Genomic DNA, 24,491 nt, shown 5'->3' with positions numbered 1-24,491 from the left:
ATAGTTGATTTATAAGCTCTGGAACTGTTAGTAACTGTGTGGGAAAAATATTTGTGACTTGAAACAATTGTTAGCTCTTTAAGTGAATTACAATTTGAAAGCCCCATTCAAAATGTACGATTTTGAATGGGGCTTTCTTTATTTGAATTAAAGACTTTCGAGTTCATCTTGTAATGTAAGCCAATCCTCTGCTTTTAAGTCGTGGTCATTTTGAGCTGAATCAATTAATGCTTGAATTTCCATTAACTTAATATGATCATCTGAATGTGCTGTATTCTCAAGTTCTGCTTGGAATTCTACAATTTCTTCATCAAGTACTGCAATTTCAGTTTCGAGTTCGGCGATGGCTCTTGAAAGTCTGCGTTCTTGACGTTTCTTTTCTTTGTCATCATCGACTACTACTTTTACATTTCCAGTAGTTTTGATTGTAGCTGTAGAAAGACTTTCGGCAAGAAGTTCGGCTTTTTCAAGTTTCTTTTCTAAAAAGTAGTCGTAATCTCCTAAGTATTCGACAGCTTCTGTTGAATTGATATCAATCACTTTTGTTGCAATTCGATTGATGAAATAGCGATCATGGGAGACGAAAATGATTGTTCCAGGAAAACCATCTAATGCATTCTCAAGTACCTCTTTGCTATCCAAATCCAGATGGTTTGTAGGCTCATCGAGTAATAGTGTATTGGATTTTTTCAACATTAGTTTTGCAAGCGACAAGCGAGCTTTTTCTCCACCAGATAATGAGGTGACGGGTTTGCTTACGTCATCTCCAGTAAATAGGAAACGTCCCAATATACCGCGCACATCTTTTTCATTCATCATAGGCCAGTCGTTCCATAACTCTTGTAATACGCTGCTTGTTCCAATTAGAGTGGCCTGTTCCTGGTCGTAATATCCGAATTGTACATTTGTGCCGTAGCGAATCGTGCCGGCAAGTGTATCGTGCTTTTTAATGATTGTTTTGAGTAGTGTCGATTTCCCAACACCGTTAGGACCAATAATCGCAATGCGATCCCCTTTATAAACACGCAAATCGAGCCCTTCCGATACGGGAACCCCATCGTATCCAATTGCCAAATCATCGAATGCGAGTACATCGTTACCACTTGGGCGATCAATTGAAAATGTGAATTTGGCTGACTTTTCTTCACCATCTGGAGATTCCATCCACTCGGTGCGGTCAATTATTTTACGTCGACTTTGGGCCATTTTGGAAGTGGATGCACGTGCAATATTTTTCTGGACAAAGTCTTCAAGTCGAGCACGTTCAGTTGTTTCTCTCTCATAGAGCTTTTGATCGCGTTCATAGTTTTTTGCTTTTTCATCTAGATAGTTACTGTAGTTACCTGTGTATTTCGTAACTTTTCTTCTAGACACCTCATAAACGAGTGTTACAATTTGGTCGAGAAAATATCTGTCATGGGAAACAACAAGGAGTGCCCCTTCATAACCAACTAAATATTTTTCCAACCAACCAAGCGTTTCTATATCCAGATGGTTTGTAGGTTCATCGAGAATTAATAAGTCAGGTTTGCTCAGAAGCATTTTAGCGAGTGCTAGCCTCGTTTTTTGTCCTCCAGATAGAAGGTTTACTTCCTTGTCGTAATCACTCGGATAGAACCGCATTCCGTGTAGAATTGAGCGGGTATCCGATTCATACTGATAACCACCGCTGTCTTTAAAATCCGTTTGCAGGTTGTCGTATTCTTTTGTAACACGTTCAAATTCTTCTGTAGATCCATAAATTGCCGGATCAGCCATCTGAACTTCTAATAAACGAAGTCTTTTCTCCATATCATGCAAGTGCTCAAAAACAGTCATCATTTCTTCCCAAATTGTTAATGTGGAGTCAATCCCGGAATGCTGTTCGAGGTAACCAATACGTACATCTTTTGGAATAATAAGATCGCCTGAATCTGCTGACATTTCACCAGCAATTATTTTTAAGAGTGTAGATTTCCCAGCGCCATTACGTCCAACAAGAGCAACACGGTCACGATGTTGAACTTCTAATTGTACATTACTTAATATATCTGTTCCTGAAAATGATTTTGTTAGTCCATTTACTTGTAATACAATCACATTGAACACCTCTTATTATTAGTGTAATAGAACGGTGTGTTGTACGCAATGACAGACCTTTACATTCTCTAGTTTTCACTGTATGATGAAGGCCTTAAAGTACAGCCAGGAGTATAAAACTGTTATCTAAAAAGTGTGATATTGTATAACTAGGTAGTATAATAGTACATATGAAAACCATTTATAAACCGAATGAATTTGCAGCTATGTTGAATGTAACGGTAAAAACGTTACAAAACTGGGATAATGCCAATAAATTATTTGGCTATCAACCAACGGGCGCAACCGTCATAAACTGTACGATATCACAAAAAGCCGGTCGGTATTTTGTCTCTGTTTTATGTGGAGTCGAAGAGGTGCACAAAGTCTATGTTCCCGAACATGGTGGAATTGGAATTGATCTAGGTATTTCTACATTCGCTTCCTGCAGTCATCATGTGGCGTTTGGAAATATTAACAAAACGCAACGAGTGGTTAAGCTAGAAAAACAATTAAAGCGACAACAGCGGAAACTGAGTCGAAGTTATGAGCACAATAAGAATCGGAAGAGAGGTGAATTCTGCGCTAAAAACAGGCAGAAACAACTTGTAGTTGTTCAGAAATTGCACGCTAGGCTAGCGAACATCCGAAAAGAATATACGGTGATCACCTAACGAAACCGTATATGTAGGGTGGGCTACATCCGAATTTACGCCTGTGGAGTGCTAAACCAACCGTAGTAGTGTGCAATTGACGAGACGGGGTACAGAGAAGCAGGAAATTGTCTAGCGTAGAAAAACAACGACGTTTTTCTATGTTTTTAGTAGCAGGACAAAGATGATTGAGGAGATAAAGATTCCGCAAGCCACTTCAAAACGATTGCCGCTCTACTATAGATTTCTACAAAATCTTGCAAATGCAGGGAAAAACAGAGTGTCTTCAAGTGAGTTAAGTGAATTGATGAAAATAGATGCGGCAACGATTAGAAGAGACTTTTCACATTTTGGAGCACTTGGTAGAAAAGGCTATGGATATGATGTTCAGTACTTAGTTAACTTTTTCAGGCTAACACTTGATACAGATGAAAAAACAGATGTTGCACTTATTGGTGTAGGTAATTTAGGTAACGCATTTCTAAAGTATAACTTTCATAAGAATCATAATACTAAAATCGTTCTTGCATTCGATCCAGAGGCACCAGATGAAGGGGAAATAATTAGTGGAATACCAGTTTTTCCATCCAGTATGCTAAAGGAGAAAATGCATGAGTTTAAAATTGAACTCGTTTTACTTGCTGTTCCGGCAAAAGTAGCCCAGGAAGTAACAGATAAAGTTGTCGAAATAGGAATTAAAGGTATCTTAAATTTCACACCTGTACGTCTTGCAGTACCCGAAACCGTTCGTGTACATACAATTGACTTGTCTGTAGAGTTGCAAACACTTATTTATTTCATTAAAAATGACGTTAAAGAGTCACATATGTAGTACCGTGTTTGTAGCAATATGAGCTTTTTTCATGTAAAATAGAAAGTACTAAGAAGAATGGAATTTAGTTCTTCGTCAATTAAGGAGGTGTCCGAGATGCCAGGTCCAGTTAGTTGGATAATTATCGGTATTATCGCATTGCTCGTGTTCGGTCCGAAGAAACTCCCTGAAATCGGGAAGGCATTCGGTTCTTCTCTGCGGGAATTTAAAAATGCAACAAAAGGTCTTGTTGAAGATGATGATATTAAGAAGATAGAAGAACCAAAAGAAGAACTGAAGTAAGGATGTCAGTAAGGATGTCTGTCCCAATGGAAGAGAAAAATTTAACTGTAATTGAACATATAGATGAAATCAGAAAACGGCTGATGGTTATCGTCGTTTTCTTTGCTATTGCTGTCCTTGGAAGTTTCTTTATTGCAAAACCAGTTATTAAGTTCTTACAACTTCAATATGCGAATGAAATTCAACAGACGGTACTTGGTCAAGTTGGGGACAACCCATTGCATTCATTTGCGATACTGGATCCGATTATGATTTATTTGAAAGTAATCATATTTATATCTGTTGTTCTTATTTCGCCGGTTATTATGTACCAATTGTGGTCGTTTGTTTCACCGGGATTACATGAACTTGAGCGACGTGCAACGAGGAATTACATTCCGTTTACATTTCTTCTTTTTGTTGCGGGCATTGCATTTTCTTATTTTGTATTGTTGCCGTATGTTATGAAGTTTATGGTGAACTTATCCGGGGAACTTGGCATTACAATGACCATTGGTATTAATGATTATTTCACATTTTTATTTCAAATAATGATCCCCTTTGGTATTGTGTTTCAATTGCCGGTCGTCATGCTGTTTTTGACAAGGCTCGGAGTACTGAATCCGACAACACTCGTTAAAATTCGTAAATACGCATATTTTGTTCTTTTTGTAATTGCGGCTTTCATTACACCACCGGATATTATTTCCCATTTATTCGTTACAGTTCCACTGTTCATGTTGTATGAAATCAGTATTTTTATATCGCGCTTTGGATATCGTAAGTTCTTAAAGTCAGAGCAACAGCGTAAAATTGAGGAACAAGAGCAAAAACAACAAACTGAAGAAAATTAAAAGATCTTCCAACAAGGAAGATCTTTTTTAATTGATAAAGATACTAAATGCTGTTTTCAGTTCTGCCCATTTAAGAAGTCTCTCTTGGTACAACTGAAGAATTGTAACGAATCCATTCATGAGTAGATGTGCTGTAATGGGTGCAAGTAATCTTTTTGTTTTGTAATAAATAAAGGAGAAAACGAGTGCGGGTGCCGAATATATGAGTATATGCTGAAGTTCACCATGCACTGCGGCAAATACGAGAGCGCTTATTATGGCAGCGATAATGAAGTTCGTTTTCTGATAAAGTCCACCGAATAGAACTCTTCTGAAAATAAGTTCTTCAAGAAGCGGTGCAAATAGAACAATTGAGAAAATGATAATCGGTGACACTTTGGCAATATCGGCAAGAAGTGCTGTGTTTTCGGATCCGGGTTTAACCCCAAATGCACTTTCAATACTCCCAGCAATAATCTGTCCAGCAAGTGCGAGAAGAAATCCGAATCCTCCCCAAAGAATTGCTTTACCGATTGAAACTTTTGTACCTTTAAATACTTGAAAGAACTTCTTCTTTGGATAAATGATGAAAAAGAAAACAATCGCGGCTACAGCATTTGTACTAAATAATGCCCATGCACTCGCTCTGTAAATTTTATCGGTTTTGGTGAAACTTGCATCCCAAGGAAAACTTTCGAATAGATATTTGCTCAGAAAGATACTTCCTACATGCATCAGGAGGTATGTAATTATAAGGTATATATACGTTTTCCAGTTTTTCAAAGTTTCCATCCTTTCGTATCACGCTGACGTAATTTTATCTGTTTTTAAGGAGATATGCAAAGAGAAGAGTGTGAGAGTATTTTACTTGCAATGTAAGGGAATATTCTTTATGATTAAGAATGTGTTAGCACTCCGGATAGATGAGTGCTAAAAATGTATATATTATCTTGAGGAGGTTGTTTCAATTGTTGAAACCATTAGGTGACCGTATTGTTATTGAACTAATCGAAGCTGTAGAGAAAACATCAAGCGGTATCGTATTACCAGACTCTGCACAGGAGAAACCACAAGAAGGTAAAGTAATCGCTGCAGGATCCGGACGAGTATTAGATAACGGACAACGCATTGAATTAGAAGTTAAAGAAGGCGACCGTATTATTTTCGCTAAGTATTCTGGAACTGAAGTTAAATATGAAGGCAATGAATATTTAATCCTACGTGAAACTGACGTATTAGCTGTTATTGGTTAATATAGAAGTGAACGCTTAAATGATAACTTATTTTAAAATCAGGAGGGAATTTATAAATGGCTAAAGATATTAAATTTAATGAAGACGCACGCGGAGCAATGCTACGTGGGGTAAACATATTGGCTGATGCTGTTAAAGTAACGCTTGGACCAAAAGGACGTAACGTAGTACTTGAAAAATCATTCGGTTCACCACTTATTACAAACGATGGTGTAACGATTGCACGTGAAATTGAGCTAGAAGATGCATTTGAAAACATGGGCGCTAAACTAGTTGCTGAAGTTGCTTCAAAAACGAATGACATTGCAGGAGATGGAACGACAACTGCAACAGTTCTTGCACAAGCAATGATCCAAGAAGGCTTGAAGAACGTTACTGCAGGTGCGAACCCAGTTGGAATCCGTAAAGGAATTGAAAAAGCAGTTGCAGTTGCGGTTGCAGGTTTGGGCGAAATTTCCAAAGAAATCGAAGGAAAAGAATCGATTGCACAAGTTGCAGCGATTTCATCTGGAGACGAAGAAGTTGGAGCACTTATCGCAGAAGCAATGGAACGCGTTGGCAACGACGGTGTAATCACACTTGAAGAGTCAAAAGGTTTCACAACTGAACTTGACGTTGTAGAAGGAATGCAATTCGACCGTGGATATGCATCTGCTTATATGGCGACAGATACAGACAAAATGGAAGCTGTTCTTGAAAATCCGTATATTTTAATTACAGATAAAAAGATTACAAGCATCCAGGATATTCTACCAATGCTTGAGCAAGTTGTTCAACAAGGTAAGCCACTATTAATGATTGCTGAAGACGTTGAAGGAGAAGCTCTTGCAACACTTGTTGTAAACAAGCTTCGTGGAACGTTCAATGCAGTTGCTGTTAAAGCACCTGGCTTCGGTGATCGTCGTAAAGCAATGCTTGAAGATATCGCAACACTTACAGGCGGAGAAGTGATTACTGAAGACCTAGGACTTGATCTTAAGTCGACGGATATTGCTCAACTTGGCCGTGCAGCGAAAGTAGTTGTAACAAAAGACAACACTACAATTGTTGAAGGCGCTGGAGATTCAGACAAAATTGCAGGACGTGTAAATCAAATTCGTACGCAGCTTGAAGAGTCTTCTTCTGAATTCGATAAAGAAAAACTACAAGAGCGTCTTGCGAAACTTGCAGGCGGCGTTGCAGTTATTAAAGTTGGAGCAGCTACAGAAACGGAATTGAAAGAGCGTAAACTTCGTATTGAAGACGCGCTTAACTCAACACGTGCTGCAGTTGAAGAAGGTATCGTTTCTGGTGGTGGAACTGCACTAGTGAACGTATACAAAAAAGTTGCAGAACTTCTTGAAACAACAGAAGGCGACGTTGCAACAGGCGTTAAAATTGTTCTTCGTGCACTTGAAGAGCCAGTTCGTCAAATTGCAAACAACGCGGGTCTTGAAGGATCTATCGTTGTAGACCGTCTGAAACGTGAAGAAGTTGGTATTGGCTTCGACGCAGCAGAAGGTACTTGGGTAAATATGATGGAAGCTGGCATTGTAGATCCTACAAAAGTTACACGCTATGCACTTCAAAACGCAGCATCTGTTGCGGCTATGTTCTTGACTACAGAAGCAGTAGTAGCGAACAAACCACAAGATAACCCTATGGGCGGCGGAATGCCGGATATGGGCGGAATGGGCGGCATGATGTAAGAAAGAACCTTGAACCCTTGATGTATAAGGGTTTGTAAGATGGGGATTAGTGTAATGCTAACCTTAAGGTTTTGAAGCAGCTCAATTACAACAAACTGAGAAGACTTTTTGTAAGTTCATTGAACTTATGAAAGGTCTTTTTTGATTTTGAACTCCTATGACAAAAATCATTCCTGAGACAAATAGTTGAAATTGGATTCCTGAATATTCGGAAGCTCGATATCGATTTTTAATAGGGTCAATATCTTTTGTACATAATCACGAATTTCAAGCACGTCCATTGGGAAATCAAAATCAAATCCTTGATGATACGAATGGAATTAGTGACGTTAAAGATATTCAACTGATTATTTATCAGTATGTCAATAAAACAGGAAAGCAAAGGGGGAACTTAACAGGGAGCCAGCACACCGATAGTTGGAACTCCTTGATGATCTCTTCAGGGGAGGATGAAATAGTGACCTATACAAATGCACAAGTGTAACGCTTACTTTTTTCTAATAATACTTTTAAAATAAAACAACGCGAAGGTACGGGCATTTTCAATGAAATAAAATTTGTATGTGAATGAAAATTTAATAGTGAGTTGTTAGAAAAAAAAGGTTATGCATGATGACGTTCTCATTGTTGTGTGTAACCTTTTTGCCGTAAATAGAGTACTACCTGTAGGTATTTGTATACAAAGCTACAAAAGTTACATCATTCAGATATACTATATATAGAAGTAAGTAGTATTTGATTGTAAATAAACACAGAATTTTATGGATCATTAGCATTACGAATAGAAAGAGGGATATATCATGGCTACAGCAAATATTGGATTTGAAGAAGATTTATGGCTTATGGCGGACAAGCTTCGTGGGAGCATGGATTCGTCTGAATATAAACATGTCGTATTAGGGTTATTATTCATTAAATATGTTTCGGATGCATTCGAGGAGAAGCACGCGGAACTATTAGCGGATGAATGGGCGGATGCGGAAGATAAGGATGAGTACTTGGCGGAGAATATTTTCTGGGTACCAAAAGAAGCACGTTGGACATTCATCAAAGAAAATGCGAAAAAACCTGAAATTGGACAAATAATAGATAGTGCAATGATTGCCGTTGAAAAAGAAAACGAATCATTACGGGGTGTTCTGCCGAAAGATTATGCCCGTCCTGCACTCGATAAGACAAGACTTGGTGAAACGATTGACCTGTTCTCATTCAAAGTTGGAGATAAAGAAAGTCGTTCGCAAGACGTGTTAGGTCGCGTATATGAGTACTTCCTTGGTAAATTTGCAAGTGCAGAAGGAAAAGGCGGCGGGGAATTCTATACGCCAACTTCCATTGTTAAATTACTCGTTCAAATGCTTGAACCTTACAAAGGTCGCGTTTATGACCCATGCTGCGGATCAGGGGGAATGTTCGTACAGAGTGAAAAGTTTGTAGAAGAACATGCCGGAAAACTTGGAGATATTGCAGTTTACGGTCAGGAATCAAACCCGACAACTTGGAAGCTCGCGAAAATGAACCTTGCCATCCGTGGAATTGATAGCAATATCGGGGATCACAATGCGGATACATTCCATAACGACTTACATAAAGGATTGAAAGCAGACTATATCATCGCAAACCCACCATTCAATATAAGTGACTGGGGCGGGGAAAAGCTACGCGAAGACGTCCGTTGGCAATATGGAACACCACCAGTAGGAAACGCGAACTATGCATGGATTCAACATATGGTATCCAAACTTGCGCCATCTGGAACAGCAGGATTCGTTCTTGCAAACGGTTCTATGTCGACAAGTACAGTTGCAGAATTAGAAATACGGAAAAACCTAGTTGAACAAGACCTAGTGGAATGTATTGTTACATTACCGGGGCAATTATTTTATTCAACACAGATACCTGTTTGTATATGGTTCCTAACACGTAATAAAGCGAAGAATGGCAAAAAAGAGCGTCAAGGCGAGATTCTCTTTATTGACGCAAGAAAAATAGGTTCAATGGCAACACGTACATTGAAGGAGTTTTCACCCGAAGATATTAATCAAATTGCGGATGTCTACCACGCATGGCGCGGCACAAATGATCTGGACTATGAAGATGTCGCAGGCTTCTGTAAAGTTTCGAAGTTGGATGAAGTGCGAGAACATGAATATATTCTTACGCCGGGTCGTTATGTAGGGCTCGAAGCAGCGGAAGAAGACAGCGAACCATTTGAAGAGAAGATGGATCGCCTTACAAGTGAATTGGCAGAGCAGTTTATTAAATCGAAGAAATTAGAAGACCAAATCCGCAAAGCGTTGGAGGGGATTGGCTATGGAGTTTGAAGAAGTGTTTTTAAAAGAAATAGCCGTTATTAAAAATGGGAAAAAACCAAAGACAAAAAGGGAAACCGGTAAATATCCCATATTCGGATCAAACGGAGTAATTGGATATACAGACGAATCTTATATCCAGAAAGATTCAATTGTAATTGGTCGTGTTGGAGCTAATTGTGGCTCAGTGATATTCTCGGCTGGAGATTTTTGGGTATCGGATAATGCAATATCCATAGTACCCAAAGAATCAACCGATGTTTGTTATTTATATTATCTTTTGATAACAAAAAGAATTAATGAATATTCCTCTGGTTCAGCGCAACCATTAATAAATCAATCTATATTGAATTCTATTCCATTAATGTTGCCTAGGTATGAAATTCAAAAGAGAATTGGAAAGTTTTTAAAGAATATTGACGATAAAATATTTTTGAATAACCAAGTTATATCTAATCTCGAACAACTCGCTCAGACGGTATTCAAACGCTGGTTTGTGGATTTTGAGTTTCCAAATGAAAACGGCGAACCGCATAAATCTAGCGGTGGGGAAATGGTGGAAAGTGAATTTGGGCTGATACCAAAAGGGTGGAGAGTAGCAACACTTGGGGAGGTTTGTGATGCTAATAAAGAAAGTAAGTCTAGTAAAGATAAGTGGAAATACGTAAATTATCTTGATACCGGAAGCATCACTAGAAACCAAATTGGTGAAATAAGAAAGCTATATACCGGCAAGGATAAAATTCCAAGTCGAGCGAAAAGAATAGTTAAGGAAAATGATATTGTATATTCAACTGTCAGGCCAAACCAACATCATTATGGGATTATTAAAGAGCCCAAAGAGAATATGCTTGTATCGACCGGATTTGTAGTTTTGACAAGCAAAACTTCATATTCCAATGACTTGGTTTATATATGGCTTACACAAAATGAAATCACTCAAAAACTACAATCATTAGCCGAGCAAAGTACCAGTACCTATCCATCCATAAAACCAATTGATATCCTATCAATTAAATTGTTGATTCCATTGGAAAGAGAATTAATTCAACTATCAAGTATTGTTGCAAAAAAATCTGACCTGAGCTGGAAGACCCAACAACAGAACCAAGCACTTATTCAATTACGCGATACCCTACTCCCAAAACTCCTCTCAGGAGAAATCGAACTTCCAGACGAAACCGAGGTGACGGAACGTGTACCAATTACATGAAGACGACCTTGAACAAGCTGCACTCGAGTGGCTTGGGAATCTTGGCTATGAAGTTACAACTGGGCCGGTAATTGCGGTTGACGGTGAATCACCTGAACGGGATAGTTATGCGGATGTTGTGTTGCATGGACGACTTGAAGATGCGCTCATGCGGATTAATTCGGGTGCATCGATGGAGTCGATTTCGCGTGCAGTACAACTCGTTACGATGGTGCAGTCACCGAATTTAATGATTAACAATCGGATTTTTCAAAAGTATGTTACAGATGGCGTCGATGTGGAAGTGCGTACGAAGGATGGACGAAATACAGTTGAAAAGTTATATTTATTTGATTTTGAAAACCCTTCAAACAACAACTTTCTTGCGGTGAATCAATTAACGGTTATTGAAGGAAATACTAACAAACGTCCTGATGTTGTTGTATTTGTAAATGGCTTGCCTTTGGTTGTGATTGAATTGAAAAACTCTACAGACGAGCAGGTAGGTATTTCTGAAGCGTATAACCAACTTCAAACATATAAATCAGCGATTCCTTCTTTATTCCAATATAATGCTTTTTTAGTGACGAGTGACGGGGTAAATGCACGTGCGGGTTCTTTAACTGCGAATGAGGAACGCTTTATGATGTGGCGGACGGTTGACGGAGAAACAATTGCGCCTTCAACAATCCCACAGCTTGAGGTGCTTATTCAAGGCATGTTCGAACCACGGGTGTTTCTTGATTTACTTCGACACTTCATCGTATTTCAAACAGACGGTGAGAAGACATTTAAAATACTTGCAGCGTACCACCAATATCATGCGGTTAATAAAGCAGTTGTCGAAGCGAAACGTGCGGCAGCTGAAACAGGTGACCGAAAAATTGGTGTTATTTGGCATACGCAAGGATCCGGGAAAAGTTTATCGATGGTCTTTTACACAGGAAAGCTTGTCCTTGAGATGAACAACCCAACGATTGTTATGCTAACAGATCGGAATGATTTGGATGATCAGCTGTTTAATACGTTTTCGATGTCAAGTGAGCTGTTACGTCAAACGCCGAAACAAGCAGATAGTAGAAGTGATTTGAAGCATTTATTGTCTGTAGAATCGGGTGGCATCATTTTCACCACGCTACAGAAGTTTGCGCCTGAAGAAGGGCTTACACATATGGATGCACTTACAATGCGCCGAAATGTCATTGTGATGGCGGACGAGGCGCATCGGACGCAATACGGTTTCCAAGCGGAAGTGACGAAGACGGATGAGGATGTTTTAACGAAATACGGTTATGCAAAATATATGCGTGATGCGCTTCCGAATGCATCATTCGTTGGTTTCACGGGTACGCCTGTTGAATCATCCGATAAAAATACGCCAGCCGTTTTCGGGAATTACATCGATATTTATGACATGACACAGGCAGTTGAAGATGGTTCAACTGTGAAAATTTATTATGAAAGCCGGATTTTGAGACTTGATTTGCCAGAAGGGTTAGATATCGATGACGAGTATGATGAAATAACTGAATTCCAAGAGGAGTCAGACCAGGAAAGGCTGAAATCTAAATGGTCGCGACTTGAAGCACTCGCGGGTGCAGAACAACGTCTGAAAAGGCTTGCTGAGGATATCGTAAGTCATTATGAGTCTCGGCAGAAAGCAATGTTTGGGAAGTCGATGATTGTTGTGATGTCTCGCCGTATTGCAATCAATCTTTATGCAGAAATTGTGAAACTGCGCCCGAATTGGCATTCAAATGAAGACGATGAAGGTGTTATTAAAATTGTCATGACGGGTACTTCAAGTGATCCTGAGCATTGGCAGCAATTCATTGGGAATAAAAAACGACGTGACCAACTGGCCCGACGTATGAAAGATAATAATGATGAACTTAAAATTGTCATTGTTCGTGACATGTGGCTCACTGGGTTTGATGTCCCGTCATTAAGCACTATGTATATTGACAAGCCAATGCGCGGACATAACTTGATGCAAGCAATTGCACGAGTAAATCGAGTATTCAAGGACAAGCCAGGTGGTCTCATTGTTGACTATATCGGCATTGCGGACAGCTTAAAAGAAGCATTGAAACAGTATACCGATTCGGATCGTGATACGGCTGGAATTGATACATCCCTTGCGGTAGATGTGTTACTTGAGAAGTTCGAAATTATCCAAGAGATGCTATATAAACACGATTACGACAAGTTTCATTCGGATAAAGCAACAGAGCGTATGAAGGCGATAACGGAAACAATGGATTTTGTCATTGGACTTGGTGAAGACGAAAAGAAACGATTCTTGAAAGTTGTGACTGAACTCGCAAAAGCATTTGCTCTATGTGCAACGGAACCTGAAGCAGAAGAATTGAATGCAGAAATCGGATTCTTCAAAGCGGTGAAAGCTGGGCTTGTGAAATTGATTCCAACCGATGGTGGAAAGAAAACCTCATCACAAGTTGATGCTCAATTGAATCAACTCATCTCAAAATCAGTTATTTCAGATGAAGTTATCGATATCTATTCATCACTTGGTCTCGATAACCCGGATATCTCCATTTTGTCTGATGAGTTTTTAGAGGAAGTGAAAGCACTGCCACAGAAAAATTTGGCGGTGGAGCTGTTAAATCGCTTGTTGCAAGGTAAAGTGAAAAGCGTTCAAAGGACGAACCTTGTAAAAGCGAAGAAATTTACCGATATGCTTAATGCAGCGATTAACAAATACAATAAACGCGCCATCGAAACATCGAAAGTCATTGAAGAACTGATTGAACTTGCAAAAGAGATGAATGACTCGTATAAAGCAGGCGAAGGATCCGATTTAATTCAAGAAGAAGTCGCCTTTTACGATGCGTTAGCCTCGCACGACACAGCAGAACAGGTGCTAGGCGACGATATATTGAAAGTGATTGCACACGAACTAACAAAAGCGATTAAAGAGAATATGAGTATTGACTGGAATCTACGTGATTCAGCGAGAGCCAAGATGAGGATCACGGTTCGGAGATTGTTGAAGAAGTATGGCTATCCACCTGACTTGCAGAAGATAGCGGTGGAGACTGTTGTGAAACAGGCTGAATTGATGGCAGGGAATGCGCGTATTTAATAGTATTATTTGATTCTTCCATGGTGGCAGTCTAAATATATTTATTAGAAAATATGCCGGATTCCAATGCAACCCTGATTTTTTTAATGGAGCCTGGCATAAATTCATGATCAAATAACTTAAAAGGAGTCTGGCATGTCCGAATCTAATATTAATGAAGTTGAGATTATGAAAAGTGTTTTAATGGCTAGAGCTACAGGTGGTACTGCAAATGATGTTGAATATAAGTCGCTAAGAAAAAGTCTATTACAAAATGACTACTTAAAGAATAAGTTACCTCGCTTTTTGAGAAATTGCCGTAGCCTTGATGAGTACTGGGGACATATTAAAGAAGTGTCACCTAATTATCAGGGTAGAAGAGATTACCTTAGGAATGAGTTCTTGGAAGTACTTAACTACTTAGAAGAAATGGATCTTATTGAATCGCCTTTGGACGAAATTGTATCTAATACTTTAACTCATAAAGATGGATATGCTTACGTGAAGGAAAACTGGGACAAAGCATTGAGTAGCAGAAATGATGACCCAGAGAGAGCAATCTCAATGGCGAGAACCTTAATTGAATCAACTTGCAAACATATTTTAGATCACGCAAATGAACCTTATAAAGACAGTGCAGATCTTCCGCAATTATATAAAAGTGTTCAAAAGGTTTTAAACTTAGCTCCGAGTGAACATACTGAGGAAGTTTTCAAGCAAATACTTGGTGGTTGTGTTTCTATTGTGAATGGATTAGGATCCGTTCGGAATCAACTTGGGGATGCGCATGGGAAAGGAATAAAAGTATACAAGCCTTCATCCCGACACGCCGTAATGGCTGTTAATATGGCTGGTGCAATGACTGAATTTTTGATATCAACGTGGGAAGAAAGACTAGACAAGGAGTAATCCATGTTAAAGGCATTCACAAGAATAGTACTGAGATTTATTAAGTAGTAAAGTTTTTAGTAACTCGAAAGTAATAAACCGGGGGGCGGGAATTCTATGATTAAAAAATTTATAGCTATAAAAGGTGTTGGGAATTATGAAAACTTTAATGCAAGCGAAATGATAGGTAATGTAATGTTGGAAAAAGTAAATTTAATCTATGCGAACAATGGGAGTGGAAAAACAACCTTAACTGCTATTCTTAAATCACTTAAAAATGGAAACGGAAAAATAATAACTGATAGAAAAACAATAGGTTATGAAGATGAACAAAGGGTAGAGATATTAGCTGATGAAAAACATGACTTTAAAAATGGGGTCTGGAATAAAAATTTACCCAATATTGAAATTTTTGATACTTTTTTTATTAATAATAATGTTTTTTCAGGATTCGATAACTCTTTGTCTCATAATAAGCAATTACATAGATTTGTTTTAGGGGAAAAGGGAGTTGATATTGCAAAAAACATTTCGTTCATAAAAGAAAGAATTATTGAACTTAGAAAAGGTAATAATGAATTGAAAAGAGAAATAAGTAAAAATACTAAGAAACATGACTTTAAATCATATATGAGCTTAGAAATTGATGCGGATATTGAAAGTAAAATTAAAAAGAAAGAAATTGAAATAGAGATAACAAAGAAGCAAGATGAAATTAAAAGAATGGATGTCTTCCGACAATTACCAGAAATTAATATACCTCTGGATTTTGCTGATTGTAAATCTGTGCTAGGCATGACGGTGGAGGATATTGATCAAAAGTATATTGAAACGGTTCAAGTACATATACAATCATTAGAAACAGAAGAAGGAGACAACAATCCTGAAGAGTGGTTAAAAGAAGGGTACCAATTATATAATCACGATAGAAAAGAATGCCCTTTTTGTAGACAAAGTGTTAGTACGGTTGAAAGCCTAATCACTTCATATAGGCACTTTTTTAATGCTGAGTATAATGAATTAACAGAAAAGAGTTTAAAACAAATATCTGTTTTAAAAGGATATAACATTATGTTGGAAATCGAAAAAGTAAATTCTGTAAATCTTGAAAATGTGAGATTACTGAGTTTTTGGAGCCCCTTAATACAAACGGATATAAAATTGAATTTGGATATAAGTATTGATATGGAAGGATTATATAACTATGTTTGCGACGATTTTGATAGGAAAAGTAAAAATCCAATAAATAAAATCGCAACCGACAATATAGATAAATTAGAGGAAGAGTTAAACCTCACTAACCAGATAATTCAAGCTGTTAACGTTCAATTAATAGTTGCCAATAATGAAGTCGATAAATTGAAAAAACAAGTGAGAGATTTAGAATTGCTTGGTGGAGAACATGAAACACTCTTAGAAGTAGAAAATAGATATAAAAATCCTATGAAACAAATGTGTATAGAATATAAAGACATTGAAAGTTATATAGAAAGAACGAATGATTTGAATGTGCAATTGCAAAAAGAGTTGAAAGAATACTCTGAAGAGGTTTTCAAAAAGTATGGCGATGGAATTAATAACTATTTAAGACAATTTTCTACGCCATATGAGATGGAGCAGATAAAAAGTTCAATCGTGGGTACTAGTAAAGATCCATCAATTAGCTATGTTCTTAAATTGAAAGGAGAGGAAGTAACATTTAATAAATCGAAAAATAAAATTAGAGCTGAAAAGGCTTTAAGCGATGGTGATAGGAGTACGCTTGCACTTTCATTCTTTATGGCTAAGTTAGAAATCGACAATAATATAGGAGAGAAAATTATTGTATTTGATGATCCATTGTCTAGTTTTGATAGTGACAGAAGAAAGAAAACGGTGAATAAAGTAATTGAAATGGGAAAAAAGGCAAAACAAACTTTTATTCTAAGTCATAATAAGAACTTTATTATTGAAATTTATAAAAAGATTGCTCCCAAGATGATGTCGATAAAAATAAATGGAGGACTTGATGTATTAAACCGCCAAGATATAGATAGATTAATTGACCACCCATACTTCACTAGTATCCAAGAAATAGAAGACTTTTGCGACGAGCCTAACTATTCAATACCCATAAGTTATTTGCAAGGGCATATTAGATTAGTATTAGAAGATAGTCTCAAGTTTCGGTATAGAAGATATTTAAGAAATGAATATCAAGGTAGTGATGGGAAAAAAATTGGGCCTCTTTCAAACAAAGAAGGGTTAGGTAGTATGATTAATCTTCTTGAAGTCTCGGATTGTAAATTTAAAGAAGATAAAGAAGAGGTCATTAAAGAATTAAGGGAACTAAACGAATTTTCTATAGCACCTCATCATGGCAGTATAGAAACAGCACATAGCGAACAAGATCTTACAGGTAGGGAGTTAACTACATTTTTAAGGGAAACTATAGATATGGTTTATTTGAAATTATAAAGAAAAAATATATCGTGTTTGCTTGCATCTCCTTTTCTAAATGATCCATCTTTGTACTTTGAATGTAATCGATAGCTATTAATTCAATCCGTGCATTTAAATATATTTGCCTTGATTGATTTAATTTCTTCGCCATTTCATCAATCTTACATACGATTATGGGATCAACGTCTTTGATTCTAATTTCCATTATCTCATCTCCTTTTTCTAATAACAAAAAACAATATGGGTGTAGACACATGAAAATAGTTAGAAAGAGCATAAGGGGAAACTGCTATCACTTCGTGTGATAGACAAGGCAGAGCCTAGTGTTTTGATGATATCAAGATTTTGAAATTTGTCACCGGGCCGTGACAGTATATCATTATTTTGTCACTCGCCTGTGACACTATAGAAAAATATGACCCCATCGAAATATCAGGCTCTGCCTGATCCCACACTGAAAGTGGGGGCACATTTCCCTTATGCTCTTCTCACTAAATATCGGTAATCAAGATGAAACATAAATATAAAAGTGCCCCATCCACATAAGGTTTTGGTCTATTGAAACAGGAGATGTATTATGGCGTTACACTTCGCACATACAAGGAGTTAAAAAAAGATATTGAGTCTTACATTTATTATTATAATAACAAACGTATTAAACAAAAATTAGCTGGCATGAGTCCGGTTCAATACCGTCTACACACCAGCCAATTAGCTGCTTAATATAAAACTCTAACTTTTAGGGGTCACGACATTTATTGGGATGAAGCACTTCCTTTTTATTTATTCTATTTTTGATTTTGTGCTGTTGTTTTTACTAGCTTTTAAAATTTATTACATAAGTCAAGAACACTTTCATAATCAGCATCCTTCATCCATTTTATTTAATCGACTATAAATAAAATTAATCATGTCTTATATCTTTTGGAGTCTTTCTTTTGTTTCATTGTATTAATTCGTTCTTCTACAAGTTTTTCGGTATCAATTAAAAACGATGGTTTAAACTTATTAGTTGGTATAATATGTTGCACGTTTTGTGATTGCATAAAACCCTGTAGTAATTCCGTTAATATTTGTGTGTTGCGATCAATATTATTCGTACCAAGACGAACCCGATTTATTTCTGTGGAAAGAGTGTCATTTACTTGAGTTGCGACGGTATGTGAAATGTATTGCAGACTCCAATCATTTTTCGACAACTCTTTATGCTCTTGTAAAATAGCGTCAAGTGCTTCGCCAATATTACTGAAGTCATTTATTATTTGATGATTTTCCAAGTAGTCATAGTTAATATTTTTCACACGTGTTCGAAATTGATGTTTTGTGATCATGGTAATCAATCCTCTCGTAAGTTTGATTATACTTGATAATAGAAAAAGGGGAATATCTATATTTGTAATTTTATAATCTGTGGTCACACACACGGTCATTTTTTTGGTCATGAAAGATTATGAAACTATTTGACGGTATTTTCTGATTGCCTTTGAAATGTTGATTTGTACGAGTTTCTTAATAGCTATTTCAGATAGTTTTCGTGGGGAGCTTATGGGCGGCATGATGTAATTTAATCGTAAATCTGGGAAGCCCCTTTCAAGTCTAGTATTAGACTTGAAAGGGGCTTTTCGTGTTTCAATGATAAAAAATCTTTCATTCGGCACATTTTAGCTTGACGTTGACAGTATGTATATATATAGTTATAAACCGTAACCATTGCGATTACGATTAAGAAGAAGGAGTGTTATCAATGAAGATTTCATTTACAACAGGGTTAAGTGCATTAGTTATCAGTTTACTACTCGTAGGGTGTCAGACTTCAGGTTCAACCGAAAACGAGTCTACTGAGAATGAAAGAGCATCATCCTCATCAGTTGCGGAAGGCTCTTCTGAAACGAAAGAGCAAACATCTGCAAGTGAACACAATCACAGTCATTCACATGATGACGAAACAGAACAAATTTACAAAGGCTATTTTGAAGACAGTCAAGTGAAGGATCGTTCACTTTCCGATTGGAAAGGAGACTGGCAATCTGTCTACCCATATCTACAAGATGGAACACTTGATGAGGTATTTGCTCATAAAGCAGAACATGGTGATATGACAGCGGAGGAGTATAAAGAATATTATAATATAGGGTATCAAACGGATGTGTATCGTATCGTGATGAAAGAGGATACAGTAACGTTTTTCAAAAATGGAGAAGAAGCTTCAGGTAAGTATATTTATGATGGATACGAAATACTCACATATGATGCGGGAAATAGAGGAGTAAGATATATATTTATACTAGCGGAAGAAGCTGAAGGACTTCCCAAGTATATTCAATTTAGTGATCATAGTATCTATCCGACTGAAGCTGATCACTACCACTTGTATTGGGGGAACGATCGTGAAGCTTTATTGGATGAAGTCATAAATTGGCCTACATACTACCCATCAGAAATGGATGGACGTGGTATTGTCCACGAAATGATAGCGCATTAAATTAGGAGTCACGATAACTATTACTTTTGTTGATTTATAATAAGGTTTGACAATTCAAAACGATGTTTGATAAAACCCTTCTAAATATAGGTTTTTTCTTTTATCCTGTTTCTCTGTGATTTTTAAAAGTACGCATTATAAAATAAATCCAGTTGCAAATTTTAAAACTCTCTTGTATGATAAACAAATATACAAATCGTAATCATTACGGTTTGTGAGAAAGAAGGAGGAATTGGTTCAATGAATAAGAGGTTTCTTTCTATTTTATCAGTAATTGTTTTATTATTGCTCACTGCATGCGGCAACAAAGAGCAAGCAAAAGAAAAGGTGGAAACGCAAGTTAGTGAAGACATCTTATCCGTCTATACAACTGTCTACCCGCTCCAGTATTTCACAGAACGGATTGGTGGGGACTCGGTTGATGTACAGTCTATTTATCCGCCCGGAGCAGATGAGCATACATTTGATCCTACGCAAAAGGATATGATCGCACTCGCTGATTCGGATTTATTCTTTTATATCGGACTTGGACTTGAAGGATTTGCGGAGAATGCTGAAAAGACGATGGAAGGCGAACGCGTCAAAATGGTAGCAGTGGCTGATGATATTTCAGAAGAGTCGCTAGGCGAGGGGCATGACCACGATCACGGCGAAGAAGGACACGACTCGCACGATCACGGCGAAGAAGGACATGAATCGCATGAGCATGATGAAGAAGGACATGAATCGCATGAGCATGATGAAGAAGGACATGAATCACATGAGCATGATGACCACGACCACCAAGAGTTCGATCCTCATGTGTGGATTTCACCTATATTAAGTATAGAGCTCGCAACAATCATTAAAGATTCACTCATCGAAGCATCTCCCGAACAAAAGGATGTATTTGAGCAAAACTTTGAAGAATTGAAAAATGATTTACTAGAGCTTGATCAAAACTTTAAAGATATGGCAGCCAATGTGCCCACAAAAACATTTTTCGTCTCACACGCAGCTTTTGGTTATATCGCTGATACGTATGGACTTGAACAAGTTGCGGTAGCCGGATTAAACTCGCAAAGTGAACCTTCACAAAAGCAATTGGCTTCTCTCGTTGAATATGCGAAAGAGCATGATGTAAAATATGTTTTATTCGAACAAAACGTCTCTTCTAAATTAACTGAAGTCATTCGAAAAGAAATCGGCGCGGATTCACTGATGCTACATAATCTAGGTGTCTTAACAGCCGAGGATGTGGAAAATAATGAAGACTATTTATCTTTAATGGAATACAACATCGAAACGTTAGCGAAAGCATTGAGTAACGAATAACTTTTGGAGACGAAAAGGGGGGAAATGATGAAAAAGATACCGGTCACAGTCTTAAGCGGCTATTTAGGTGCGGGAAAGACGACTTTATTGAACCACATTTTACACAATCGTGATGAGCTGAAAGTCGCTGTCATTGTCAACGATATGAGTGAAGTGAATATTGATGCTTCTTTGATTAAACAGCGAGGCTTTTCCCGCACGGAAGAAAAATTGGTGGAACTGCAAAATGGTTGTATTTGCTGCACGCTTCGAGAGGATTTAGTTTTGGAAGTAGAAAAGCTGGCGGTTCTTGGCGATATTGACTACATCGTCATCGAATCTTCGGGAATCAGTGAGCCAGTTCCGGTAGCACAGACATTTACTTATGTAGACGAAGTACTTGGGATTGACTTATCGAAGCTTTGCCGGCTAGATACGATGGTTACCGTTGTGGATGCCAATGCTTTTTGGCGGGATTTCACTTCCGGTGAGACTTTGCTTGACCGGAAAGAGGCAGCTACAGAAGCCGATAAACGAGAGATTGCTGATTTGCTCATTGACCAGATTGAATTTGCCAATGTGCTGTTGCTGAACAAGACGGATTTAGTTCCCTCGGAAAAGGTTGGCGAGTTGAAAGGGGTTCTTCACGCGCTAAATCCTGATGCGAAGGTCATTGAAACCGTGCAATCCCAACTGGCACTGAGTGAAGTGCTCGACACGGGATTGTTTGATTTTGAGACTTCTAGTCAAAGTGCTGGATGGATCAAAGAGCTAAACGAAGAGCATGTTCCCGAGACAGAAGAGTATGGAATTGCATCATTTGTTTACCGGAGTCAAAAACCATTTCATCCGGAGCGCTTGAGGAATTGGCTTTTGGAATGGCCAGTTGAAGTTGTTCGTGCAAAAGGATTTCTTTGGCTAGCTACTAGGAGTGACATCGCGGTTTTAATTTCCCAAGCGGGTCCATCTTTAAGTATTGAAAGAGCCGGATTTTGGGATGAAGATTCCAGTGAAAAGATGAATGAATTAGTCTTAATTGGTATTGGAATGAATCAGTCGGAAATTACGGAAGGCTTGGACAATTGCTTACTTACAGAAGAAGAATTAATACAAGATTGGACCAGTTTTATAGATCCATTACCTGTTTTTTAAATCGGAGTTTAACTATAGAGGAGGAGTAAGTTATGAGAGTGAATATTACATTGGCCTGTACAGAGTCAGGAGATTCCGTCGAGAAGGGAATTAGCGAATCAGCTTAAGATTAATCCGAATACGGTGCAACGAGCGTATAAAGAAATGGAGGAACAAGGATTGATTTTCACGGAGGGGAATTTACCTAGTCGTATTACGAAGGATGGGCAGGTACTGAAAATGGTAAGAGAGGAATTAATTTTGGAGGCGGTTGATACGTTTGTTCATTCGATTCGGTCAATCAATGTCCCTGTAAGCGATGCCTTGAATTTAGTGAAGGAAAAGTACGATAGAGACATTAATTAAATGGGGGGATATTTGTGATTGAAATAAAAGGTGTAACAAAAATGTGTTGTTCCTGATGAAGTGCTCGGGTCTATAGGTGATGCATCCGCCATCCTAGATTCTGCAATCTTTATTCCATCACAGTTAGCGAATGGTTTAGAAGTTTATGTGTTTGATATAGAAAACGAGGAATGGGGTGAAAACCTGACATTCGATTTAGTAGATACGAATGATGAGGACATGCCTTATATGAAGGTGATGAACGGAAAATTATATGCCGTTTATGCAACAAATGACGGATATAACCTATTGATAGGTGACTTGTATACAGGAGAATCATTATATGAAGGAAAGCTACATTTGAAAAACCAAGGAGAAGGTCAAAAGGATTATCATCTGTATATTCATGAAGCAGAACTTGCTCAATAAAAACCAAAATAGTAGTGTGGATGACTGCATTTTAATAATAGAGATATGGGAATATAGCATGATTGCTTACATTCTCATCTCATTTCTCATTTATCTGAACCAAGATAGGCTTCTTTTTAGAATTAATTGGAACATGCAATACGCTCTAATTTACGGATGGCGGCTTCCCGATTATGAATTTTTTGGAATTGGGCAAAAGTCATTGTTTGTGATGGGGATGTATTTTTAAGTTGCATACTCATTGCGACATAACCAAGCTGTACAATTGCCATTTATTCCACCTCAACAGCAGTTTTATTTACGATTACCATTCCACAGATGAAGCTGAAATACGTTTGACTCCTCGAATTGCAGCTATTTCGTCTACAAGTCTATGCATAGCAAGGTTTTTTTGTTTTGCTTCTATCATTATGTCAAAGTCCTGATTAAGCTCCTTTGCCATTTTTAAGAAGGGGAGGACAAAGTCTAAAGAAATAAAATCAGAATGGGAACGATATGCTTGGTCAGATTTTGGTGAAGAAATATGGACTTTCGGTACCATATTAAAGTGATCCCAAGTCTTCAATATACGGTGTAAGTAAAGAGGGAGTTCAATCTCTCCGTTATTCGCCATATAGTGATGGTAATCAAGTACCATTGGAATGTTTTCCTTTTCACAAGTAATGAGTGTTTCCCGAACGTCATACGTTTTATCATCGTTTTCTAGCGTCATATGCTTCTTAATTTCCTTTGGCAACCTTTTTAGATTTTGATGGAAACGGTTTAATGCACTATTTTTATCCCCATAGGCTCCGCCAATATGAATATTGATTAATCCCGTATCAAGTGCATTCATTGCATTGAGCATCTTAAAATGATAGTCCATACTTATTACTGCATTCGTCGTGACTTCTTCTCTTTGACTTGTGAAAAGTGTAAATTGATTTGGGTGAAAGCTTACTCTAAGCTTAAAATGTTGGACTAAACTTCCGATTTCTTCCCATTCGTTTTTGAATGGAGTTAAGAAGTCCCACAGCACTTCGGGATGGGTTGCTAATGGGACAAGGGAGCTTGAAAATCGGTATAATTCTATTTCATGTGCGATATTATAATGCAAAATTCTTTTAGTGTGCTGCAAATTTTGTGCTGTTATTAATTTCAACTTTTCCATTCTCTCGTTTTTAGGAAGCGTTGAATACCGTGTGAAAGTTAATGTTTTTGATGGACTTGCATCCCATAAGCCTAGTGCATTTGCTACATAGCCGAACCGGATTTTCATCTACTTTTCCCCTTTTATCAATACTTTGAGTTTGAAATCAATTTTGACAGATAATTTCT

General features: G+C 37.7%; 21 protein-coding genes and 3 pseudogenes. 18 read left to right on the top strand and 6 right to left on the bottom strand.

Translation table 11 applies throughout. The features are described 5' to 3' along the window. Positions 1 to 147: 147 nt before the first annotated feature. A complete protein-coding gene (locus tag ACP8HH_RS16730; RefSeq protein ID WP_438313246.1) occupies positions 148 to 2,079 on the bottom strand; it encodes an ABC-F family ATP-binding cassette domain-containing protein in 1,932 nt (643 codons plus the stop codon). A gap of 170 nt (positions 2,080 to 2,249) precedes the next feature. Between ACP8HH_RS16730 and ACP8HH_RS16725 the strand changes: the two genes are divergently transcribed. The 4 genes from ACP8HH_RS16725 (at position 2,250) to tatC (ending at position 4,658) form a co-directional block, all read left to right on the top strand. Next, positions 2,250 to 2,732 (top strand): transposase, encoded by a 483-nt coding sequence (locus tag ACP8HH_RS16725; protein ID WP_438313244.1) that lies wholly within the window; start codon positions 2,250 to 2,252, stop codon positions 2,730 to 2,732. Between the two features lie 163 nt (positions 2,733 to 2,895). Then, the gene (locus tag ACP8HH_RS16720) at positions 2,896 to 3,543 is read left to right on the top strand and encodes a redox-sensing transcriptional repressor Rex (RefSeq protein ID WP_438313243.1); all 648 of its coding nucleotides are present in this window, start codon (positions 2,896 to 2,898) and stop codon (positions 3,541 to 3,543) included. A gap of 96 nt (positions 3,544 to 3,639) precedes the next feature. Continuing rightward, positions 3,640 to 3,825 carry a twin-arginine translocase TatA/TatE family subunit gene (locus ACP8HH_RS16715; RefSeq protein ID WP_438313241.1) on the top strand — a complete coding sequence of 62 codons (186 nt, stop codon included), beginning with the start codon at positions 3,640 to 3,642 and terminating at the stop codon, positions 3,823 to 3,825. A gap of 26 nt (positions 3,826 to 3,851) precedes the next feature. After that, entirely contained in the window at positions 3,852 to 4,658 is an 807-nt protein-coding gene (gene tatC / locus ACP8HH_RS16710; RefSeq protein ID WP_438313239.1) for a twin-arginine translocase subunit TatC, read from the top strand. A gap of 27 nt (positions 4,659 to 4,685) precedes the next feature. Here tatC and ACP8HH_RS16705 read toward each other — a convergent pair whose 3' ends face one another. After that, positions 4,686 to 5,372, bottom strand: a complete 687-nt coding sequence (locus ACP8HH_RS16705; protein WP_438313237.1) for a CPBP family intramembrane glutamic endopeptidase — start codon at positions 5,370 to 5,372, stop codon at positions 4,686 to 4,688. A gap of 233 nt (positions 5,373 to 5,605) precedes the next feature. Between ACP8HH_RS16705 and groES the strand changes: the two genes are divergently transcribed. The 8 genes from groES (at position 5,606) to ACP8HH_RS16665 (ending at position 17,509) form a co-directional block, all read left to right on the top strand. Beyond that, on the top strand, positions 5,606 to 5,890 hold the full coding sequence (groES, locus tag ACP8HH_RS16700) for a co-chaperone GroES (RefSeq protein WP_438313235.1): 285 nt from the start codon (positions 5,606 to 5,608) through the stop codon (positions 5,888 to 5,890). A 56-nt stretch (positions 5,891 to 5,946) separates the two neighbouring features. Then, a complete protein-coding gene (gene groL / locus ACP8HH_RS16695) occupies positions 5,947 to 7,578 on the top strand; it encodes a chaperonin GroEL (protein WP_438313234.1) in 1,632 nt (543 codons plus the stop codon). 280 nt (positions 7,579 to 7,858) lie between these two features. Beyond that, entirely contained in the window at positions 7,859 to 8,062 is a 204-nt protein-coding gene (locus ACP8HH_RS16690) for a hypothetical protein (RefSeq protein ID WP_438313232.1), read from the top strand. 316 nt (positions 8,063 to 8,378) lie between these two features. Next, entirely contained in the window at positions 8,379 to 9,899 is a 1,521-nt protein-coding gene (locus tag ACP8HH_RS16685) for a type I restriction-modification system subunit M (RefSeq protein ID WP_438313231.1), read from the top strand. Beyond that, positions 9,889 to 11,100 (top strand): restriction endonuclease subunit S, encoded by a 1,212-nt coding sequence (locus ACP8HH_RS16680; protein WP_438313229.1) that lies wholly within the window; start codon positions 9,889 to 9,891, stop codon positions 11,098 to 11,100. The genes ACP8HH_RS16685 and ACP8HH_RS16680 overlap by 11 nt, the downstream gene beginning before the upstream one ends. Then, positions 11,084 to 14,185, top strand: coding sequence for a type I restriction endonuclease subunit R (locus tag ACP8HH_RS16675; protein WP_438313227.1), 3,102 nt, complete (start codon positions 11,084 to 11,086; stop codon positions 14,183 to 14,185). Before ACP8HH_RS16680 ends, ACP8HH_RS16675 begins: the two co-directional genes overlap by 17 nt. A gap of 135 nt (positions 14,186 to 14,320) precedes the next feature. Beyond that, the gene (locus ACP8HH_RS16670) at positions 14,321 to 15,073 is read left to right on the top strand and encodes an abortive infection family protein (protein WP_438313225.1); all 753 of its coding nucleotides are present in this window, start codon (positions 14,321 to 14,323) and stop codon (positions 15,071 to 15,073) included. A gap of 96 nt (positions 15,074 to 15,169) precedes the next feature. Further along, entirely contained in the window at positions 15,170 to 17,509 is a 2,340-nt protein-coding gene (locus ACP8HH_RS16665; RefSeq protein ID WP_438313223.1) for an AAA family ATPase, read from the top strand. On the opposite strand, the gene ACP8HH_RS16660 is transcribed toward ACP8HH_RS16665, so the two are convergent. After that, positions 17,481 to 17,699 carry a hypothetical protein gene (locus ACP8HH_RS16660; RefSeq protein WP_438313221.1) on the bottom strand — a complete coding sequence of 73 codons (219 nt, stop codon included), beginning with the start codon at positions 17,697 to 17,699 and terminating at the stop codon, positions 17,481 to 17,483. The genes ACP8HH_RS16665 and ACP8HH_RS16660 overlap by 29 nt on opposite strands. 344 nt (positions 17,700 to 18,043) lie before the next feature. On the opposite strand from ACP8HH_RS16660, the pseudogene ACP8HH_RS16655 reads away from it, so the two are divergent. After that, positions 18,044 to 18,217 (top strand): annotated as a pseudogene (locus ACP8HH_RS16655) (IS3 family transposase); the annotation flags it as partial. 185 nt (positions 18,218 to 18,402) lie between these two features. On the opposite strand, the gene ACP8HH_RS16650 reads toward ACP8HH_RS16655, so the two are convergent. Continuing rightward, entirely contained in the window at positions 18,403 to 18,825 is a 423-nt protein-coding gene (locus ACP8HH_RS16650; RefSeq protein WP_438313219.1) for a hypothetical protein, read from the bottom strand. A 413-nt stretch (positions 18,826 to 19,238) separates the two neighbouring features. On the opposite strand from ACP8HH_RS16650, the gene ACP8HH_RS16645 reads away from it, so the two are divergent. The 5 genes and pseudogenes from ACP8HH_RS16645 to ACP8HH_RS16625 all read left to right on the top strand — a co-directional run bounded on the left by ACP8HH_RS16645 (position 19,239) and on the right by ACP8HH_RS16625 (position 23,174). After that, positions 19,239 to 19,976: a metal-binding protein ZinT gene (locus tag ACP8HH_RS16645; protein WP_438313217.1), complete on the top strand. Its 738-nt coding sequence runs from the start codon at positions 19,239 to 19,241 to the stop codon at positions 19,974 to 19,976. Between the two features lie 240 nt (positions 19,977 to 20,216). After that, complete coding sequence (locus ACP8HH_RS16640) at positions 20,217 to 21,290, top strand: metal ABC transporter solute-binding protein, Zn/Mn family (protein ID WP_438313215.1); 1,074 nt, start codon at positions 20,217 to 20,219, stop codon at positions 21,288 to 21,290. A gap of 27 nt (positions 21,291 to 21,317) precedes the next feature. Beyond that, positions 21,318 to 22,421, top strand: coding sequence for a GTP-binding protein (locus ACP8HH_RS16635; protein ID WP_438313214.1), 1,104 nt, complete (start codon positions 21,318 to 21,320; stop codon positions 22,419 to 22,421). A 66-nt stretch (positions 22,422 to 22,487) separates the two neighbouring features. Beyond that, positions 22,488 to 22,766 (top strand): annotated as a pseudogene (locus tag ACP8HH_RS16630) (GntR family transcriptional regulator); the annotation flags it as partial. 60 nt (positions 22,767 to 22,826) lie between these two features. Beyond that, positions 22,827 to 23,174, top strand: coding sequence for a hypothetical protein (locus tag ACP8HH_RS16625; RefSeq protein ID WP_438313212.1), 348 nt, complete (start codon positions 22,827 to 22,829; stop codon positions 23,172 to 23,174). 125 nt (positions 23,175 to 23,299) lie between these two features. On the opposite strand, the pseudogene ACP8HH_RS16620 reads toward ACP8HH_RS16625, so the two are convergent. Together ACP8HH_RS16620 and uvsE are read right to left on the bottom strand one after the other, a co-directional pair. Continuing rightward, a pseudogene (locus ACP8HH_RS16620) lies at positions 23,300 to 23,446 on the bottom strand (UV DNA damage repair endonuclease UvsE); the annotation flags it as partial. 32 nt (positions 23,447 to 23,478) lie between these two features. After that, positions 23,479 to 24,432, bottom strand: a complete 954-nt coding sequence (uvsE, locus tag ACP8HH_RS16615) for a UV DNA damage repair endonuclease UvsE (protein ID WP_438313210.1) — start codon at positions 24,430 to 24,432, stop codon at positions 23,479 to 23,481. Between the last annotated feature and the right edge of the window lie 59 nt (positions 24,433 to 24,491).

Origin of the sequence: Sporosarcina sp. FA9, assembly GCF_051550205.1 — a bacterium.
In the GTDB taxonomy this organism is placed as follows: domain Bacteria; phylum Bacillota; class Bacilli; order Bacillales_A; family Planococcaceae; genus Sporosarcina.
Note: the sequence above shows the minus strand (reverse complement) of the source record. Positions and strands in the feature narration are given on the sequence as shown.

Excerpts from the sequence above, each read along its gene's own strand:
- ACP8HH_RS16725 (WP_438313244.1), top strand. The coding sequence starts at position 2,250 with ATGAAAACCATTTATAAACCGAATGAATTTGCAGCTATGTTGAATGTA.
- ACP8HH_RS16720 (WP_438313243.1), top strand. The coding sequence starts at position 2,896 with ATGATTGAGGAGATAAAGATTCCGCAAGCCACTTCAAAACGATTGCCG.
- ACP8HH_RS16715 (WP_438313241.1), top strand. The coding sequence starts at position 3,640 with ATGCCAGGTCCAGTTAGTTGGATAATTATCGGTATTATCGCATTGCTC.
- tatC (WP_438313239.1), top strand. The coding sequence starts at position 3,852 with ATGGAAGAGAAAAATTTAACTGTAATTGAACATATAGATGAAATCAGA.
- ACP8HH_RS16705 (WP_438313237.1), bottom strand. The coding sequence starts at position 5,372 with ATGCATGTAGGAAGTATCTTTCTGAGCAAATATCTATTCGAAAGTTTT.
- groL (WP_438313234.1), top strand. The coding sequence starts at position 5,947 with ATGGCTAAAGATATTAAATTTAATGAAGACGCACGCGGAGCAATGCTA.
- ACP8HH_RS16685 (WP_438313231.1), top strand. The coding sequence starts at position 8,379 with ATGGCTACAGCAAATATTGGATTTGAAGAAGATTTATGGCTTATGGCG.
- ACP8HH_RS16680 (WP_438313229.1), top strand. The coding sequence starts at position 9,889 with ATGGAGTTTGAAGAAGTGTTTTTAAAAGAAATAGCCGTTATTAAAAAT.
- ACP8HH_RS16670 (WP_438313225.1), top strand. The coding sequence starts at position 14,321 with ATGTCCGAATCTAATATTAATGAAGTTGAGATTATGAAAAGTGTTTTA.
- ACP8HH_RS16665 (WP_438313223.1), top strand. The coding sequence starts at position 15,170 with ATGATTAAAAAATTTATAGCTATAAAAGGTGTTGGGAATTATGAAAAC.
- ACP8HH_RS16660 (WP_438313221.1), bottom strand. The coding sequence starts at position 17,699 with ATGGAAATTAGAATCAAAGACGTTGATCCCATAATCGTATGTAAGATT.
- ACP8HH_RS16650 (WP_438313219.1), bottom strand. The coding sequence starts at position 18,825 with ATGATCACAAAACATCAATTTCGAACACGTGTGAAAAATATTAACTAT.
- ACP8HH_RS16645 (WP_438313217.1), top strand. The coding sequence starts at position 19,239 with ATGAAGATTTCATTTACAACAGGGTTAAGTGCATTAGTTATCAGTTTA.
- ACP8HH_RS16640 (WP_438313215.1), top strand. The coding sequence starts at position 20,217 with ATGAATAAGAGGTTTCTTTCTATTTTATCAGTAATTGTTTTATTATTG.
- ACP8HH_RS16635 (WP_438313214.1), top strand. The coding sequence starts at position 21,318 with ATGAAAAAGATACCGGTCACAGTCTTAAGCGGCTATTTAGGTGCGGGA.
- uvsE (WP_438313210.1), bottom strand. The coding sequence starts at position 24,432 with ATGAAAATCCGGTTCGGCTATGTAGCAAATGCACTAGGCTTATGGGAT.